The sequence below is a fragment of the Dinoroseobacter sp. S76 genome, assembly GCF_049801095.1.
Lineage (GTDB): Bacteria > Pseudomonadota > Alphaproteobacteria > Rhodobacterales > Rhodobacteraceae > Dinoroseobacter.
Genome location: NZ_JBNAGH010000007.1, coordinates 70607 through 87746 on the forward strand (window position 1 = coordinate 70607; position 17140 = coordinate 87746).

General features: G+C 64.2%; 17 protein-coding genes. 12 read left to right on the top strand and 5 right to left on the bottom strand.

The window, feature by feature from the left end:
- The first annotated feature begins 16 nt into the window (after positions 1–16).
- From ACP153_RS17640 to ACP153_RS17655, 4 genes are all read left to right on the top strand, one after another.
- On the top strand, positions 17–2938 hold the full coding sequence (locus ACP153_RS17640) for an FAD-binding and (Fe-S)-binding domain-containing protein (protein WP_424972336.1): 2922 nt from the start codon (positions 17–19) through the stop codon (positions 2936–2938).
- A 1-nt stretch (position 2939) separates the two neighbouring features.
- Positions 2940–3596 (top strand): GntR family transcriptional regulator, encoded by a 657-nt coding sequence (locus ACP153_RS17645; protein WP_424972337.1) that lies wholly within the window; start codon positions 2940–2942, stop codon positions 3594–3596.
- A gap of 199 nt (positions 3597–3795) precedes the next feature.
- Positions 3796–4827 carry a LacI family DNA-binding transcriptional regulator gene (locus tag ACP153_RS17650; protein ID WP_424972338.1) on the top strand — a complete coding sequence of 344 codons (1032 nt, stop codon included), beginning with the start codon at positions 3796–3798 and terminating at the stop codon, positions 4825–4827.
- 77 nt (positions 4828–4904) lie between these two features.
- Positions 4905–5240 (top strand): hypothetical protein, encoded by a 336-nt coding sequence (locus ACP153_RS17655; RefSeq protein ID WP_424972339.1) that lies wholly within the window; start codon positions 4905–4907, stop codon positions 5238–5240.
- Here the strand turns inward: ACP153_RS17655 and ACP153_RS17660 are convergent.
- Entirely contained in the window at positions 5231–5677 is a 447-nt protein-coding gene (locus tag ACP153_RS17660) for a CreA family protein (RefSeq protein ID WP_424972340.1), read from the bottom strand. The two genes, ACP153_RS17655 and ACP153_RS17660, sit on opposite strands and share 10 nt — an antisense overlap.
- Positions 5678–5808: 131 nt before the next feature.
- On the opposite strand from ACP153_RS17660, the gene hmgA reads away from it, so the two are divergent.
- From hmgA to ACP153_RS17695, 7 genes are read left to right on the top strand one after another with little or no spacing between them, the layout of a single operon-like run.
- Complete coding sequence (gene hmgA, locus ACP153_RS17665) at positions 5809–7164, top strand: homogentisate 1,2-dioxygenase (RefSeq protein ID WP_424972341.1); 1356 nt, start codon at positions 5809–5811, stop codon at positions 7162–7164.
- A 57-nt stretch (positions 7165–7221) separates the two neighbouring features.
- Entirely contained in the window at positions 7222–7689 is a 468-nt protein-coding gene (locus ACP153_RS17670; RefSeq protein WP_424972342.1) for a DUF2059 domain-containing protein, read from the top strand.
- Positions 7689–8642: an MBL fold metallo-hydrolase gene (locus tag ACP153_RS17675; protein WP_424972343.1), complete on the top strand. Its 954-nt coding sequence runs from the start codon at positions 7689–7691 to the stop codon at positions 8640–8642. The genes ACP153_RS17670 and ACP153_RS17675 overlap by 1 nt, the downstream gene beginning before the upstream one ends.
- A 10-nt stretch (positions 8643–8652) precedes the next feature.
- Positions 8653–9051, top strand: a complete 399-nt coding sequence (locus ACP153_RS17680; RefSeq protein WP_424972344.1) for a hypothetical protein — start codon at positions 8653–8655, stop codon at positions 9049–9051.
- Entirely contained in the window at positions 9048–9254 is a 207-nt protein-coding gene (locus ACP153_RS17685; RefSeq protein ID WP_424972345.1) for a hypothetical protein, read from the top strand. Before ACP153_RS17680 ends, ACP153_RS17685 begins: the two co-directional genes overlap by 4 nt.
- Positions 9254–10804, top strand: coding sequence for an FAD-dependent oxidoreductase (locus ACP153_RS17690; RefSeq protein WP_424972346.1), 1551 nt, complete (start codon positions 9254–9256; stop codon positions 10802–10804). Before ACP153_RS17685 ends, ACP153_RS17690 begins: the two co-directional genes overlap by 1 nt.
- Positions 10804–10989, top strand: coding sequence for a DUF2783 domain-containing protein (locus tag ACP153_RS17695; protein ID WP_424972347.1), 186 nt, complete (start codon positions 10804–10806; stop codon positions 10987–10989). Before ACP153_RS17690 ends, ACP153_RS17695 begins: the two co-directional genes overlap by 1 nt.
- Before the next feature lie 3 nt (positions 10990–10992).
- Here the strand turns inward: ACP153_RS17695 and ACP153_RS17700 are convergent, their stop codons facing one another.
- The 4 genes from ACP153_RS17700 to ACP153_RS17715 form a co-directional block, all read right to left on the bottom strand.
- The gene (locus ACP153_RS17700; protein ID WP_424972348.1) at positions 10993–11727 is read right to left on the bottom strand and encodes a metallophosphoesterase family protein; all 735 of its coding nucleotides are present in this window, start codon (positions 11725–11727) and stop codon (positions 10993–10995) included.
- Between the two features lie 70 nt (positions 11728–11797).
- Positions 11798–13393, bottom strand: coding sequence for a phosphoglycerate dehydrogenase (serA, locus tag ACP153_RS17705; protein ID WP_424972349.1), 1596 nt, complete (start codon positions 13391–13393; stop codon positions 11798–11800).
- A gap of 109 nt (positions 13394–13502) precedes the next feature.
- Positions 13503–14657 carry a phosphoserine transaminase gene (locus ACP153_RS17710; protein WP_424972350.1) on the bottom strand — a complete coding sequence of 385 codons (1155 nt, stop codon included), beginning with the start codon at positions 14655–14657 and terminating at the stop codon, positions 13503–13505.
- 178 nt (positions 14658–14835) lie between these two features.
- On the bottom strand, positions 14836–15699 hold the full coding sequence (locus ACP153_RS17715) for an AraC family transcriptional regulator (protein ID WP_424972351.1): 864 nt from the start codon (positions 15697–15699) through the stop codon (positions 14836–14838).
- A 148-nt stretch (positions 15700–15847) separates the two neighbouring features.
- Here ACP153_RS17715 and ACP153_RS17720 point away from each other — a divergent pair, with 148 nt between their 5' ends.
- Positions 15848–17128, top strand: coding sequence for a DUF2330 domain-containing protein (locus tag ACP153_RS17720; RefSeq protein WP_424972352.1), 1281 nt, complete (start codon positions 15848–15850; stop codon positions 17126–17128).
- The last annotated feature ends 12 nt before the right edge of the window (positions 17129–17140 follow it).

Below are 17140 nucleotides of genomic sequence, written 5' to 3' on the forward strand. Positions count from 1 at the left end.
AAACAGGGAGAAGCGGATGGGGATGATGGAGAAGTCGCCCTTGGCGGCGCGTCTGCAGGGGCAGATTGAAGGGGATCTGTTGTTTGATCCCTTCTCGCGCGGACGCTATGCGACGGATGCCTCGATCTATCAGATGACCCCATTGGGTGCCGTGGTGCCGCGGACCCGGCAGGATATCGAGACGGCGCTGGGGGTCGCGCGCGAACTGGGCGCCAGCGTGTTGCCGCGCGGCGGCGGGACCTCCCAATGCGGGCAGACGGTGAACACCGCGCTCGTCCTCGACAACACGAAATACTTCAACAAAATCATCGAACTGGACGTCGAAAACCGGCGCTGCGTCGTGCAGCCCGGCATCGTTCTGGATGAGCTGAACCGGGCCCTGAAGCCTCACGGGCTGTGGTATCCGGTGGATGTCTCGACGGCCTCTCGAGCGACCATAGGCGGGATGGCCGCGAACAACTCCTGCGGTGGGCGTTCCCTGCGCTACGGCACCATGCGGGACAATGTACTGTCCATCGAGGCGATTTTGGCGGATGGCACGCGGGCGCAGTTTGGCCCGGTCGATCGCGGATCGCCCCTGGGCAATGACGCGACCTCTGCCCTTGTCGGTGACATGCTGGCGCTGGGAGAGCGGGAGCAGGCCGAGATCGCCGCGCGCTTTCCCAACATCATCCGGAGGGTTGGCGGCTATAATATCGACGCGCTGACGCCGGCGCATGCGGCACCGAATCTGGCCCACCTGCTCGTCGGGTCCGAAGGTACGCTTGGGTACTTCACTGAGATCGAGCTCAAACTCTCGCCCCTGCAATCGACCAAAGTCACCGGGGCCTGCCATTTCCCGAGCTTCCACGCGGCCATGGATGCTGCGCAGCATTTGGTGCCTCTGAAGCCTGCCGCGGTGGAACTGGTGGACGACACGATGATCGCGCTGGCGCGAGATATTCCGATGTTTCGTCAGACAATCAGTCAATTCGTTGAGGGGGAGCCCGCCGCCCTGCTCCTCGTGGAGTTCGCCGAAGGGTCCGATGCTGCAAACGCAGCGAAACTCGAAGAATTGTCTGACAAAATGTCGGAGCTTGGCTTTGCATTTGATCGTAGTGGCAAGAATTGGGGTGGCTCTGTCGCTGTCACGGATACGAAGCTGCAAAACGAGATCGGCGAGGTGCGTAAATCCGGCCTGAACATCATGATGTCCATGAAGTCAGAGGGCAAACCGGTTTCCTTCGTCGAGGACTGCGCGGTCGAACTGCCGGATCTTGCCGAGTATACAGCAGGCCTCACCGAGATTTTCGAGAAAAACGGCACCAAGGGCACCTGGTATGCCCATGCTTCGGTGGGCTGCCTCCATGTGCGGCCCGTCCTGAACATGAAACTCGACAAGGACGTGAAAACCATGCGCGCCATTGCCGAGGAGTGTTTTGACCTCGTGGCGAAATACAAGGGCTCCCATTCCGGGGAGCATGGCGACGGGATTGTCCGCAGCGAGTTTCATGAGAAGATGTTCGGCCCGCGCATGGTCGAGAGCTTTGGCGAGGTGAAGGATCGCTTTGATCCGACGGGGTTCTTCAATCCGGGCAAGATCGTGCGCCCGCCCAAGATGGATGATCGGCGGCTCTTCCGCTACGGGCCGGATTACGCGGTCAAACCCATGAAGACCGCCCTCGATTGGTCCGCCTGGCCCGGCGCGGGCGGCGGGTTTCAGGGCGCGGTCGAGATGTGCAACAACAACGGCGCTTGTCGCAAGCTGAAGGGCGGGGTGATGTGCCCGTCCTACCGCGTGACCCGGAACGAGCGGGACGTGGTGCGCGGACGGGCAAATTCCCTGCGCCTCGCGATCTCTGGACAGCTCGGGCCCGATGCCTTCGCCTCGGATGCCATGGCCGAGACCATGAAGCTCTGTGTGTCCTGCAAAGGGTGCAAGCGGGAGTGCCCGACCGGTGTGGACATGGCCAAGATGAAGATCGAGGTGCTTGCGGCGCGGGCCGAGAAAAACGGGCTGAGCCTCCATGACAAGCTGGTGGGCTATATGCCGAAATACGCGCCGCTGGCGTCGAAACTGCCCTGGCTTGCCAATGCGCGGAACTGGCTTCCGGGGGTGGCCAAGATGACCGAAGGGCTCACCGGATTTGCGGCGTCGCGGGACCTGCCGCGCTGGTCGTCAAAGCCCTTCAAGGATGACGAGTTCGACGATCCGAATCCGGATGTCGTCCTCTGGGCCGACCTCTTCAACCGGTATTTCGAGCCTGAGAACCTGCGGGCTGCGGGCCGGGTCTTGCGGGTGGCAGGGCTCAAGGTGGCTGTGGCGCGCCCGGTGGATGGTAAAGGAGTGCTGGACTGTGGGCGCACCTATCTCGCCGTTGGGCTGGTGAACGAGGCCCGCGCCTCTGCTCAGCGGGCCTTGGACGCGTTGCGCCCCCATGCGGAGGCTGGGCGCGCAATTGTCGGGTTGGAGCCGTCGTCGCTTCTGACCTTGCGGGATGAGATCCCGGTTTTGCTCCCAGGGGATGCGGCGGAGGTTGTGGCCGCCAGGGCCCTGATGCTTGAGGAGTATCTGACTGAGGCCGATATCTCCCTCCCGCTCAAGAGCCTGGCGCGTCCGATCCTGCTCCATGGGCACTGCCACCAGAAGGCCCACAACGTCATGGGATCGGTCCAGCAGGTGCTGTCCCAGATCCCCGGAGCAGAGATCGAGATGGTCGAGACCAGTTGCTGCGGCATGGCCGGGGCTTTTGGATATGGCAAAGATACGGTAGAAACCTCGCTTAAAATGGCCGAGCTGGACCTCTTGCCCGCGGTGCGGGCCGCCCCGGCGGAGGCGATTGTCGTGGCGGATGGCACGTCCTGTCGCCACCAGATCAAGGACGGTGCCGCGCGCGAGGCGATCCACGTGGCACGGGTATTGGACATGGCGCTGGACGGTGCCGGGACAGGAGTTTGAGATGAACCTAGCCAAACCGATTTCCCGCCCGTCGCTGCATGCGGAACTTGTGGACCGGGTGCGCGAGCTCATTATCGAGGGCACGCTCGAGCCGGGCACCAAGATCCCCGAGAAAGACCTGTGCGAGAGCTTTGGCGTGTCTCGCACGCCCATGCGCGAAGCGCTCAAGGTGCTGGCCAATGAAGGCCTCGCCGTGCTGGAACCGAACCGAGGAGCTTGGGTCTCAACGGTGACGATGGAGGAGTTGGAGGCGACTTTCCCCGTGATCGCTGCGCTGGAGCGTCTGGCCGGGGAGTTGGCCTGCGCGGCGGCGTCCGATGCCCAGATCGCCGAGATCCGTGGGCACCATGAGGATATGGTGGCCTGTTTCTCGACCCGGAACCGGCAGGAGTATTTCCGCGCCAATCAGGACATCCACGAAGGGATCCTCGGGGCGGCGGGCAATGAGGTGCTGAGCCAGCACCACAAGGTGCTCGCCAGCCGGGTCAAACGGGCGCGCTTTCTGGCCAATATCTCGGATGAGCGCTGGCAGCAGGCGGTTGAGGAGCATGAGGGGATCATCACCGCACTCGAGGCCCGGGATGGAGCGGAACTGGGCCAGCGACTCTCGGCGCATCTGGCCAACAAGTTCACCGCTCTGAAGGCGCGGATGACCTGATCCAAGCCAATGCGGCGGGGGGCTGCGCAAAAATCGGCAAACCCCGCAGTTTAAAGTCGAAATCTCTTGTTCCGCGTCAACCGGTCGGGCCTGCCGACCCTTGCCACCCTTGGGAGCGCTAACGTAGCATTGGGCCAGGATGGACCCGACGCGGCGGGTGGATCCGGCTTTCTCTCCCCCGCGTGCACGAGGATCCTGCATGACCGACACCAGCGACAGCAGCGCGCGACGCCCCCTGACCCTTCGGGATGTGTCTGAGGCGTCCGGTGTGAGCGAAATGACCGTCAGTCGTGTGTTGCGCAACCGGGGCGACGTGTCGGACGCGACCCGCGCCAAGGTGCAGGAGGCCGCACGGGCGCTGGGCTATGTCCCCAACAAGATCGCAGGTGCCTTGGCCTCGAACCGGGTGAACCTGGTGGCGGTGATCATCCCCTCCATGTCGAACATGGTCTTTCCCGAGGTGATGGGCGGGATCTCCAGCGTGCTGGAGGAAACCGACCTGCAGCCCGTGGTCGGGATCACCGATTACCTGCCCGAGAAGGAGGAGAAGGTCCTTTACGAGATGCTGAGCTGGCGTCCTTCGGGGATCATCATCGCGGGGCTGGAGCATACGGAGGCGGCCCGCGCCATGCTGCGCAATGCGGGCATTCCCGTGGTTGAGATCATGGACACTGATGGCAACCCCACCGATTGCGCCGTGGGGATTTCCCATCGCAGGGCCGGGCGCGAAATGGGCGAGGCCATCCTCGAGGCCGGGTATCGCCGGATCGGCTTCATGGGCACCAAGATGGCGCTCGATCACCGGGCGCGCAAACGCTACGAGGGCTTTGTCGAGGCGCTGGCCAAGGGCGGGGTCGAGCTTGCGGAATGGGAGTTCTATGAAGGCGGATCGGCCCTGGCCAAGGGGCGGGAGCTGACGGCCTCCATGCTGGAGAAAGTGCCGGATCTCGACTTCATGTATTACTCCAACGACCTGATCGGCGCGGGCGGTCTGCTCTATTGCAAGGAACAGGGCATGGACATTCCGAATGGGTTCGGCATGGCCGGGTTCAACGGGGTGGAGTTGTTGCGGGGCCTGCCGATCAAGCTGGCAACGATCGATTCCTGCCGGCGCGAGATCGGGCGTGCGGCGGCCGAGATGATCGTGGCGCGGATGGATGCGGACCTGCCGGGGGAGACGATCACCCTCGCGCCGGTCCTCGAGCCGGGCGATACGATGCGCACGGGGTAGGCGCCCCTGCCGGGGCGGGCCTTCGGCGAGGATATTTTCAGACTTAAGTTTTCCTGTCGCGCCCTATGTTGCGGGGGATGGGACATGTTTCGATCACCGGGCTGCGGCTGCGCAGCGTCTTTCACGCCCCCCTCTTTTGGCTCCATGCGATGCCGAGCTACCGTGCGGCGGAACGCGCAGCGGGGGCTCTGTCGGTTGAGGCCTGGCAGGCGGGCGGCGTGCAGTACACCCTGACCTTCTGGGAAAGCTTTGCGCAGATGCGCGCCTATGTGCGCAGCCCGGTCCATGCCAAGGCGGTGCGGGTGTTCGACAAGATCGCCACGGGCGAGACCTATGGCTGTGCGGCCGATACTCTGCCCAGCCGGGTCGAGGCGCAGCGTGTGCTGGCCGAGAAGGGCCGCAGCTATGGCTGATAGAGGGGCACCGTGGAGATCGCCATTTTCGCGGATCCGTCGGTCAGCTCCCGCGCATGGGCGACATAGATCAGGGTCTGGTTCGCTGCGTCGAAGATCCGCTTGATCCGCAGGGATTTCAGCACGATAGAGCGGCGTTCGTTGAAGACATCCTCGCCCTCCGGATCCCGGCTGATCTCGCCGATGGTGATCGGGCCGGTCTGACGGCAGGCGATGGAGGCGTTGGAGGGATCCTCGAACCAGTTCCCCTTGGAAAGCCGGTCGAGCAGCCCGCGTTCGAAATAGGCGATATGGCAGGTCACGCCCGTGACCTCCGGGTCCTGGATCGCCTCGATGATGATGTCATTGCCCACCCAGTCCACGCCCACATTACCGACCTGTTCGGCATGGGCGGGCAGGGCGAGGCAGAGGGCGGTGGCGCAAAGCAGGCGATGCATAGAGGTCTCCGGTTTGGCGGGTCAACGCGTGGTCTGGGCGCAGGGTTCCCTCCGCGGCACCGATTGGCAAGATGCGTTGCCTCACTTCGTTGCATGTGCAACAATATCGCGTCCAGGGACGGGGGGAGCCCATGAACAAACCTGATCGACAGATGCGGATGCAGCAGGCAGTCAGTGCCAGTGGCGCGGTCTATATGCCCGGCTTCGGCAACGATTTTGAGACGGAGGCCTTGCCCGGTGCGCTGCCCCAGGGGCAAAACAGCCCGCAGCGCTGTGCCTATGGGCTCTATGGTGAGCAGCTCTCCGGGACGGCGTTCACGGCGCCCAGCCATCAGAACGAGCGGACCTGGTGCTACCGCATCCGACCCTCGGTCAAGCATTCCGGGCGCTATCGCAAGATCGACCTGCCGCACTGGAAAACCGCGCCCCATGTGGATCCGGATGTGATCAGCCTCGGCCAGTATCGCTGGGATCCGGTCCCCCATTCCGAGGCGCCGCTGACCTGGCTGACGGGGATACGGACCATGACCACGGCGGGGGATGTGAACACGCAAGTGGGGATGGCGGCCCATATCTATCTGGTTACCGCCTCGATGGAGGAGGCGTATTTCTACTCCGCCGATAGCGAGCTTCTGGTCGTCCCGCAGGAGGGGCGCTTGCGGTTCTGCACTGAGCTTGGCGTGATCGATCTCGCACCCAAGGAGATTGCGATTCTGCCCCGCGGCCTCCTTTACCGGGTCGAGGTGCTCGAGGGGCCCGCCCGGGGCTTTGTCTGCGAGAACTACGGCCAGAAATTCGAACTCCCCGGGCGCGGGCCGATCGGTGCGAATTGCATGGCCAACCGGCGCGACTTCAAGACACCCGTGGCGGCGTTCGAGGACCGCGAAGTGCCCTCAACGGTGACGGTGAAATGGTGCGGCCAGTTCCACGAGACCACGATCGGGCATAGCCCACTGGATGTGGTGGCATGGCACGGCAACTACGCGCCCTGCAAATACGACCTGCGGACGTATTGTCCCGTCGGCGCGGTGCTGTTCGACCACCCGGATCCGTCGATCTTCACGGTGCTCACGGCGCCTTCGGGGGTCGCGGGGACGGCGAATATCGACTTCGTGCTGTTTCGCGAACGCTGGATGGTGGCGGAGAACACCTTCCGCCCGCCCTGGTACCACAAGAACGTCATGTCCGAGCTGATGGGGAATATCTATGGCCAGTATGATGCCAAGCCCCAGGGCTTCGTGCCCGGTGGGATGAGCCTGCACAATATGATGCTGCCCCACGGTCCCGATCGGGCCGCGTTTGAGGGCGCGTCCCAGGCCGAGCTTGCGCCGGAGAAGCTCGACAACACCATGTCCTTCATGTTCGAGACCCGCTTCCCGCAGCACCTGACGCGCTTCGCCGCCGAAGAGGCGCCGTTGCAGGACGACTATATCGAGTGCTGGGCCGATCTGGAAAAGAAGTTCGACGGCACGCCGGAGCCGAAATAGGCTGAACGCGACGCGGAAATCAGGCCGGGGCCCCCTCCCGCGCCGAAGGAGAGATGAATGAAACACTGTATTGCAGCCGCATTGCTCGGCGTGGTGCTCGTGGCGCCCGCTATGGCCCAGGACACGCGGGCTTTGGCCGAAGACTATGTCGGCCTGCCCGCCGTTCAGGACATGATGGACACCATGTTCTCGCCAGAGGCCATGGCTGTGCAGTTCCGTGCCGGGTTGCCGCCCAATGTTCCGATCACAGACGCGCAAGTGGGAGAGATTGCGAAACTCCTGTCCCGCGAACTCGACACGCTGCGGCCGCGCTTCTCGGAGGTGTTGATCACCGCCACCGCAGAGGTCATGACCGCTGAAGAGCTCGAAGCGGTGATCGAGTTCTACGCCACCGATGTCGGTGCGTCGGTTCTGCGCAAGACGCAAACCATCATGTCGGTCTTCACGCAGCAATTGGGGCCGGAGATCGCCGGTTTGCAGCAACGTATCCTTCCCGAAGTCGCACAAATCCTGCAGGCCCGCTGATGAGCGAGAAGACCTTCGCCTCCGCCAATGATCTGGCCGAGAAGACTACGTCCTTCACCCAGATCGGCGAGGGGCTCTATGCCTTCACCGCCGAGGGGGATCCGAATTCGGGTGTGATCATCGGCGATGACAGCGTCATGGTCATCGAGGCTCAGGCAACGCCACGTCTCGCCGAGAAAGTGATCGCCGAAATCCGCAAGGTGACGGACAAGCCGATCTCGCATCTGGTGCTGACCCATTACCACGCCGTGCGCGTGCTCGGGGCCTCCGCCTATGGTGCGCGGGAGATCATCATGTCCGACACGGCGCGCGCCATGGTGGCCGAGCGCGGGCAGGAGGATTGGGACAGTGAGTTCGACCGCTTTCCGCGCCTGTTTGAGGGGCATGAGAGCATTCCCGGCCTGACCTGGCCGACCACGACCTTCTCGGACCGGATGACTGTCTATCTCGGGCAGCGACGGGTCGACATCATGCATCTGGGCCGCGCCCATACGGCGGGGGATGCGGTGATCTGGGTGCCCGATGAGGAGGTGATGTTCACCGGCGACATCGTCGAGTTTCACTCCGCCTGCTATTGCGGCGACGGGCATCTGACTGAATGGGGCGAAACGCTGGATCAGATCGCCGCCTATGAGCCGCGCGCCATCGCGCCGGGGCGGGGCGATGCGCTGATTGGCGAAGAGATGGTCTCAGCCGCCATCGAGAGCACCCGCGATTTCGTCGAAAGCACCTATCGCCCCGCGGCGCGGGTGGCGGCCAAGGGCGGCAGCCTCAAGGACGCGTGGGAAGCGGTGCGCGCCGAATGCGATCCGAAATTCGCCGATTACGCGATCTATGAGCATTGCCTGCCCTTCAACGTGGCGCGGGCCTATGACGAGGCGCGCGGGATCGAGACGCCGCGCATCTGGACCGCTGCGCGCGACAAGGAGATGTGGGCGGCCCTGCAGGGCTGAGGGAGGAGCCATGTCGGATCAAGCCGAGATCGAGGCGTTCTTCGACGCCTATGTGACCCATTGGAATGCCCGCGACTTTGACGCGGTGGCGGACTGCTACGGCGCTCCGGCAAGCTTCGTGCTGCCGGGCGGGGCGGTTTCCCTGCCCGATGCTGCGGCCAAGGTCGCGATGCTGAAGGACCTCTTCGCGCAGATGGAGGCGGACGGGTTCAGCCATACCACCCTGGGTCCCGTGACCGCCCGAAGCTGTGGGCCGGACACGGTCGTGGCGGACGTGCCGAATGTCCGTCGCTGGCGGGCGGATGGCAGCCTCATGGAAGAGATCGACGGCCACTATATTTTGCAACGTCAGGACGGCATCTGGCGCGCCATGGTCGCAGTGATCTGCACCCCCGGTTGGCGCGGGTGAGCAAGTTTGGCCCCAGCCGCGGCGAGCTTTGGTTTCGCCTTGGGTTCAGCCTCGTCGGGCTGGCCTTGATGGGGGTGGCGCTGGCCACGCGCGGGTTTGGCGGCATCGCCTGGGTCGAGGTTGTGCTGATCGCCAGCGCTTTCTTTGGCGGCACGGCCCTCTGGGCTGCGCGGCGGCTCTGGGTGACACGGGAGGAGACGTGATGGCCTATGACTACCAACCCTTCGACTATGTGCCACCGCCGGGCCTGACCGCGCCCGAAGGGAAGAAGCCCGTGGTGATCGTCGGGGCCGGGCCGATCGGTCTGGCCATGGCGATCGAGCTGGCGGGCCAGGGGGTCGCGTCCGTGGTGCTCGACGACAACAACGTCGTTTCCGTGGGCAGCCGGGCGATCTGCTGGTCGAAACGGTCGCTCGAGATTTTCGACCGGCTCGGGATCGCCGGGAAGGCGTTGGACAAAGGCGTCACATGGCAGGTTGGGCGCACCTTTCACCGCGATCAGGAGGTGTTCAATTTCGACCTCCTGCCCGAGGCCGGGCACAAGATGCCCGCCTTTATCAACCTGCAGCAATACTATGTGGAACAGTTCCTCGTAGAGCGCGCGCAGGAGATCCCGCTCATCGATCTGCGCTTCAAGAACAAGGTCGTGGGGATCGATCCTGGGGCTGCGGGCGCGATTCTCGATATCGAGACGCCGGACGGGCCCTATGCGCTCGAGGCCTCCTATGTGCTGGCCTGCGACGGGGCGCGCTCGCCGATCCGCGGCATGCTCGGGCTGGAGTTCGAAGGCGAGGTCTTCGAAGAACGCTTCCTCATCGCCGATATCGAGATGGAGGCGGATTTCCCCTCCGAGCGGCATTTCTGGTTCGAACCGGAGTTCCATGCAGGCCAGTCCGCCTTGCTGCACAAGCAGCCGGACAATATCTATCGCATCGACCTGCAACTTGGATGGGACGCCAATCCCGAGCATGAGATGCAGCCCGAGGTGGTCATCCCGCGCATCGTCAAGGTCGTGGGCCATGATGCGTTCCGCCTCGACTGGGTCAGCGTCTACACCTTCCAGTGCCGACGGCTGGCGGAGTTCGTCCATGGCCCGGTGATCTTCGTTGGGGACAGCGCCCATGTGGTCAGCCCCTTCGGCGCGCGGGGCGGCAATGGCGGGTTGCAGGATGTGGACAACCTGGGCTGGAAACTGGCCGCCGTGCTGGACGGGCGTGCGGGAGAGCGCCTGCTCGCGAGTTATGGTCGCGAGCGGGGCTTCGGCGCGGATGAGAATATCGCAAACTCCGCCCGGGCGACGAAATTCATGACCCCCGGCGACGGGGTGGAGCGGATGTTCCGCGATCAGGTGCTGCACCTCGCCGGGACCACATCTTTCGCGCGGGGCTGGGTCAATTCCGGGCGCCTGTCGCGCCCTTGCATCTATCCTCTGGCCGCGCCGGATGATCCGACCCTCCCACCGGGTGCGCGCCCCGGTGCGGTGGCGCCCGACGCCCCCCTGGCCAATGGGTGGTTGATGAACCACTTGGGCCATGAGCCTGTGCTGCTGGCCCTCGGGCGCGCGGCGCCGCAGGAGGCCCCGTGCCGGGTCCTGGAACTGCCCGCAACGGCCGAGATCCAGCAACGCTATCTGGGCGAGGCCGAGAGCGCGCTTTACCTTATCCGCCCGGATCAGGTCATCGCGGCCCGCTGGACCGATGCGGAGGCCGGAGCGCTGGCCGATGCTTTCCGTATGATGTGGGAGGGCGCGTGATGGCGCTGGTGACCGAGCCAAACCTTCCCGAGCATGACGGGTTCTATGCCGAACTGCTCGCCGCCCATCGCGGGTTGAGCGAGCAGGAAAGCCACGCGCTCAACGCGCGCCTCGTGCTCATCCTCGCAAACCATGTGGGGGACCTGGAGGCCCTGCGGGAGGCGCTGGCGATGGCCAAAACCTGACCCTTAGGGCGCGCGCAAGGGGAAGCGCCCGGTATCGGTGAGCATCCAGGCCGCGCGCCCCTCCACCACCACCGGCGCGATCGGGCGGCCATAGCCTGCGCCCGCGTCGATATTCAGCCGATTGCCATAGAAAACCGGCATTTTCAGCGCTGTATGGCCATGGACCACGAGCTTGCCGTGGTCCGCCGTCTCCAGTAGGAAATCGTCCCGAATCCAGAGCAGATCCTCTTCCGCCTGCTGTGGCAGGGGAATGCCCGGACGGATCCCGGCATGGACGCAGATATGCGCCTCCGTCTCGAGCCAGAGCGGCAGCTCCGCAAGGAATGCCAGGTGATCCGACGGCACGGCGGCCCGGGCGGCGTCAATCGCCGCTTCGAAGGAACCATCCTCCGCCTCCACCCCGTAGGAGGCGAGTGTCGTCGCCCCACCGAGCACCGGGTGCAGCCAGCTCTTGCCCGAGCGCACGGCGGGATCATGGGCCAGCCCATCCCGAACAAACCGCAGGAACATGCGGTCATGGTTGCCCAGGAGCACGACCCAGGGGGCGCCCGTGGCGCGCCCGGAGATCAAATACTCGAGGACACCGCGACTGTCGGGCCCCCGATCCACCAGATCGCCCGTATGCACGACCGCCGCGTCCGGATCCCGGACGCGGCCCCGGTCTTCTTCGATCAACCGATGGGCATTGCGGAGCTGGTCCAGATGGCCGTGAATATCGCCAATGGCATAAAAACGCATGATGCTTCCAAAAAAAGAAGGCCCCGCCGAAACCAGCGGGGCCCTGTGAGTGTCTCAGACCGACATGGGGTCAGGCAACGTTGAATTGTAGCGGCCGCACCTGCTGGAACAGACCTGTGTCTTTCAGTTTGCCCAGAACAGTGGCCGGGCAGGGCGCGTCGAGATAGAGGAGCGCGATCGCGTCGCCATTGGTCTCGTCCCGACCCAGGGTGAAGTTCGCGATATTCACGTCGTTCTGGCCCATGGTCATGCCCAGCGTCCCGATGATGCCGGGGACGTCCTTGTTGGTGGTGTAGAGCATGTGCTCCCCGATCTCCGCATCGATATTGATGCCCTTGATCTGGATAAAGCGCGGCTTGCCATCGGAAAAGACCGTGCCCGCGATGGAGCGCTCGCGCTGGTCGGTTTTCACCGTCAGCTTGATGTAGCCGTCGAACACACCGGATTTGTCTTGGGTGGTGGTCGAGATGCCGATGCCACGCTCCTTGGCGATCACCGGCGCCGAGACCATGTTCACATCCGGGTTGGTGGCCTGCATGATCCCGGCCACGGCACCGCAATTGAGCGCCTCGAGGTTCATCTTGGAGACCGTGCCGTTATAGGTGATCTCGATGCTGTCGATGGCCTCTTCGGTGAGCTGCCCGACAAAGGTCCCCAGATGCCCGGCCAGCTTGACCCAGGGGCCCATGACCTTGGCCTCTTCGGCGGTGACCGAAGGCATGTTCAGCGCGTTCTCCACCGCGCCGGTCAGCAGGTAGTTCGACATCTGCTCGGCCACCTGCAGGGCGACGTTTTCCTGCGCTTCGGTGGTGGAGGCCCCCAGATGCGGGGTGCAGACCACATTCGGCAGGTTAAAGAGCGGGTTCTCGGTGGCCGGCTCCTCGGCGAAGACGTCAAAGGCAGCCCCCGCCACATGGCCGGAGGTCAGAAGCTCGGCCAGAGCTGCCTCGTCCACGAGCCCGCCCCGGGCGCAGTTGATGATCCGCACGCCCTTCTTGGTCTTCTCCAGCGCTTCGCGGCTCAAGATGCTCTTGGTCTGCTCGGTGAAGGGCACGTGGAGCGTAATGAAATCCGCGCGGGTCAGAAGCTCGTCCAGCTCGACCTTTTCGACGCCGAGCTTGGCGGCGCGCTCTTCGCTGAGGAAGGGGTCATAGGCCACGACCTTCATCTTCAGGCCCACGGCGCGCTCGCAGACGATGCCCCCGATATTGCCCGCGCCGATCACGCCCAGGGTCTTGGCGGTCAGCTCGACCCCCATGAATTTCGACTTCTCCCACTTGCCCGCATGAGTCGAGGCGGAGGCTTCGGGGATCTGGCGTGCCACGGCGAACATCATCGCGATGGCATGCTCGGCGGTGGTGATCATGTTGCCGAAGGGCGTGTTCATCACGATCACGCCTTTCTTGGAGGCGGCGACCTTGTCCACATTGTCCGTGCCGATCCCGGCGCGGCCCACGACCTTGAGGTTGTCGGCGTTCTCGAGGAGTTTCTCGGTGACCTTGGTGGCCGAGCGGATGGCGAGGCCGTCATACTGGCCGATCATCTCGGCGAGCTTGTCCTTGTCCTTGCCGAGGGCTGGTTCGAAGTCGACTTCAATGCCGCGATCGCGGAAGATCTGGACGGCGGTTTCCGAAAGCTTGTCGGAGACGAGTACTTTGGGGGCCATGATGGGCTCCTTTATGCGGTGCAGGCCGCGCGCCCGTGTTGCGGGTCGCGTGCCGGAATTCAGGGGAGGGTGGCCCGGTCGCTGTTACGACCGGGCGGACGCGCGTCGCTCAGGCGGCAGCTTTCTGGGCTGCGATCTCGGCTTCGAAGGCATAGGCGAGCCAAGGGAGCATGGCCTCGACATCCGAGGTCTCGACCGTGCCGCCGCACCAGATGCGCAGGCCCGCAGGGGCATCGCGATAGGCGCCGATATCGAGCGCGATGCCCTCGGCCTCCAGCCGCTTCGCCACGGCCTTGGCGAACGCCGCGCCGTCCACGATCCGATCGTCCGTGAACTTCAGGCAGACAGAGGTGTTCGAGCGCGTCGCCGGATCCACGGCGAGGAAGTCGATCCAGTCATTGGCCTCGACAAAGGCGGTCACAGCGGCCGTGTTGGCATCCGCCCGCGCGATCAGGCCCTTGAGTCCGCCCACGGATTTCGCCCAGTCCAGCGCGAAGAGGTAATCCTCAACGCAGAGCATCGACGGCGTGTTGATCGTGGCACCCGTGAAGATCCCGTCGATCAGCTTGCCGCCCTTGGTCAGGCGGAAGATCTTGGGCAGGGGCCAGGCGGGGGTGTAGCTCTCCAGACGGGCCACGGCGCGGGGGCTCAGGATCAGGATCCCGTGGGCCGCTTCACCGCCCAGCACCTTCTGCCAGGAGAAGGTGGTCACATCGAGCTTGTCCCAGGGCAGATCCATTGCGAAGGCCGCGGAGGTCGCGTCGCAAAGCGTCAGGCCCGCACGATCCGCCGGGATCGCGTCGCCGTTTGGTACACGCACGCCGGAGGTGGTGCCGTTCCAAGTAAAGCAGACATCCTTGTCAAAATCGACTGAGGCCAGATCGACGATCTCGCCATATTCGGCGGTCTTGGTCACCGCATCGAGCTTCAGCTGTTTGACCGCATCGGTGACCCAGCCGGAGCCAAAGCTTTCCCATGCGAGCATCTCGACCGGGCGTTCCCCCAGGAGGCTCCACATGGCCATTTCATAGGCCCCGGTGTCAGAGGCGGGCACGATGCCGATCTTGTAGTCGGCGGGCACGCCGAGCACCTCGCGGGTGGTCTCGATCGCGGCCTTCAGCTTGTCCTTGCCGATGGCAGCCCGGTGCGAGCGGCCCAAGGCGGCGTCGCTGAGCGCATCCAGAGTCCAGGTGGGGGGTTTGGCACAAGGGCCAGAGGAAAAACGCGGGTTTGCCGGCCGCGTGGCCGGAGCTTTGATAGCCATTGCTGGTATCCTTCCAGATATCTGCCCTTCGTTGGGGAAGGGTGTCCCGCCGCCGCGTATACGGGGCGGGACGGATATCCGGCAAGTCGGAAAATGCGGCTTTTCTGTCGCATTCGCCGCAAGCTTGGGGAGGCGGGTTTCCGATCCGAAACCCGCCTCGCCTCGCGCCGATCCGGCCCTAGGCGGGCTCTTTGGCGCGTGTTTCGGCCTTGAGGGGCACACAGATCTTGGTCAGCAGGTCATCGGGCGCTGTGTCCTGCGGCGCGTTGAGATAGATCTCCAGGGTTGGCTGATGCGCGGGCTCGCGCCCCGAACTCGGCAGCCACGCCCCGTAGAGGTGATCATAGGCCGCGCGCAGCCCCGCATAGGGCCCCTTGAAGGTCAGCACGCCATAACTCCGACTGGGCAGGGCGATCTCCTCCAGCGGGGACGCGATTGGGGCATCCGGCCCGAGGGACAGACCCGCATGGCTGCGGAGCTCGGCGGCGGGCACCGCGTTCGGGTCGTCATAATAGAGCCCGAGCATCCCCGTGGCGTGGGGCCAGAGATTGCGGGAGGTGGCGAGGGTGATCACCTGCTCGAAGACGCGACCAACCTCCATATAGGGGCCGGTATGGGGCAGCACTGCAAGGCGCATGGCGGGCAGGGTTTCGATTTCTACGGGAAACATGGGTCTGGATCCTTTGTCCGGTTTCAACAGGGGCGCGGTCAGATCACCGCGGGACCGGAACCGGGTCGGGGTCATGCCAAAGCCATCGCGGAAGGCGCGCGAGAAGCTCTGCGGGGTGTCATACCCCGCCTGAGCCGCGATCTCGGCCACGCTCTGCTCGGTCTGCACCAGCCTACAGGCGGCGCGATGCAGCCGGATGCGGCGCACGGCCTGCGCGGCGGTCTCGCCGGTCATGCCGTGAAACACCCGGTGCCAATGGAACCGCGACATGGCGGCGACATCGGCGAGCGCGTCCAGGGAGAGATCCCCCCGCGGGTTGTCGTGGATATAGTCGAGCACGCGGAGCATGCGGTCTTCGTAGCTGGCAGTCATGGAGCCCCTCTTGGTCAGGTCCGATCTCTGCATGACATGGGGCGACTGCACAAATCTTGCTGACTTGCCCCGGGCGGAAACGCGCAGGTGACAGGGGCGCCGCGCAAGTCCTAGGCTGATGCCATCGGTTTTGAGTTGGGAGGCGTCCATGCGCAGGGTTCTTTTGGTTTTGGGGCTGCTCTGTCTGCCGGGTCTGGCCCAGGCCTTTTGCGGTTTCTACGTCGCGCGCAGCGATGGACGGCTCCTGAACGAAACTTCCAAAGTGGTCTATACGCGGAACGGTGTCTTCTCGACGATCACCATGTCCTCGGATTACCAGGGACCGGCTTCCGAGTTCGCGCTGGTGGTTCCAACGCCATCGGTGCTGGAACGGGACGATATCCGCACCGTGAACCCGGAGATCATCGCCCATCTCGACCGCTATACCGCGCCGCGGCTGGTGGAGTATTTTGATGAGGATCCCTGCACCTCGCCCGTCTTGTACGAAGGGGTCAGCGTCGAGGAAACGAACAGTGTCTTTTCGCGCAAGGAGCCAAGCAGGCCTCAGCGCGGTCCCAAAGCGCTGGGCGTAACGGTCGAGGCCTCCTATGCGGTGGGCAGCTACGATATCGAGATCCTGTCGGCCAAGCGCTCCGATGGGCTGGTCACCTATCTCACTCAGGAGGGGTGCAAACTGCCGGATGGCGCGGCCCCTGTTCTGGGCGATTATATCGGCGCGGGGATGAAGTTTTTCGTCGCGAAGGTGAACCTGGCGCGCCATGACGCGGAGACTGCGCAGGAGCTGCAGCCGCTGCAGATCCGGTTCCGCTCGCGGGAGTTCATGCTTCCGATCCAGCTTGGCAAGCTCAATGCCGAGGCGCCGCAAACGGCGGTGTTCTACATGCTCACAAGTTCGGGCCGGGTGGAGGTGGCGAATTACACGGCCACCGAGTTGCCAACCAATGTCGACGTCCCGGCCTTCATCGAGCAGATGTTTCCACTTTTCTACACGAGTGTGTTCCAGAAAGCCGTTGGTGACCGTGGCGGGCTTGTTCTGGAATATGGTTGGGACATGGGGTGGTGTGACCCTTGCGCGGATGATTCGGTCCCCAATGAGGATCTGCGAATTCTCGGGGCGCGCTGGCTCGAACCCTCCGATTTCCCTGGGGAGGGGGTCTACGTGACCCGCTACCGGGCGCGCTACACCAAGGATCAGATGCCCCGGGACATCATGTTCAAGACCACGAAGAATCGCGACAATTTCCAGGGCCGCTATGCGATCCGCCACCCATTTGATGGGCCGATGCAATGTGAGGCCGCGCCGGAATACATCGCGGCAACCAAGGCGCGGTTGGCAGAGGAAGCCAAGACTACCGTGGAGATGACCGGCTGGGACCCCGGGCTTGTCCGTCGCAATATCGGGCGGTCCGTGCCTGCGGCCTATCGCTAGGGCGCTGGTCTC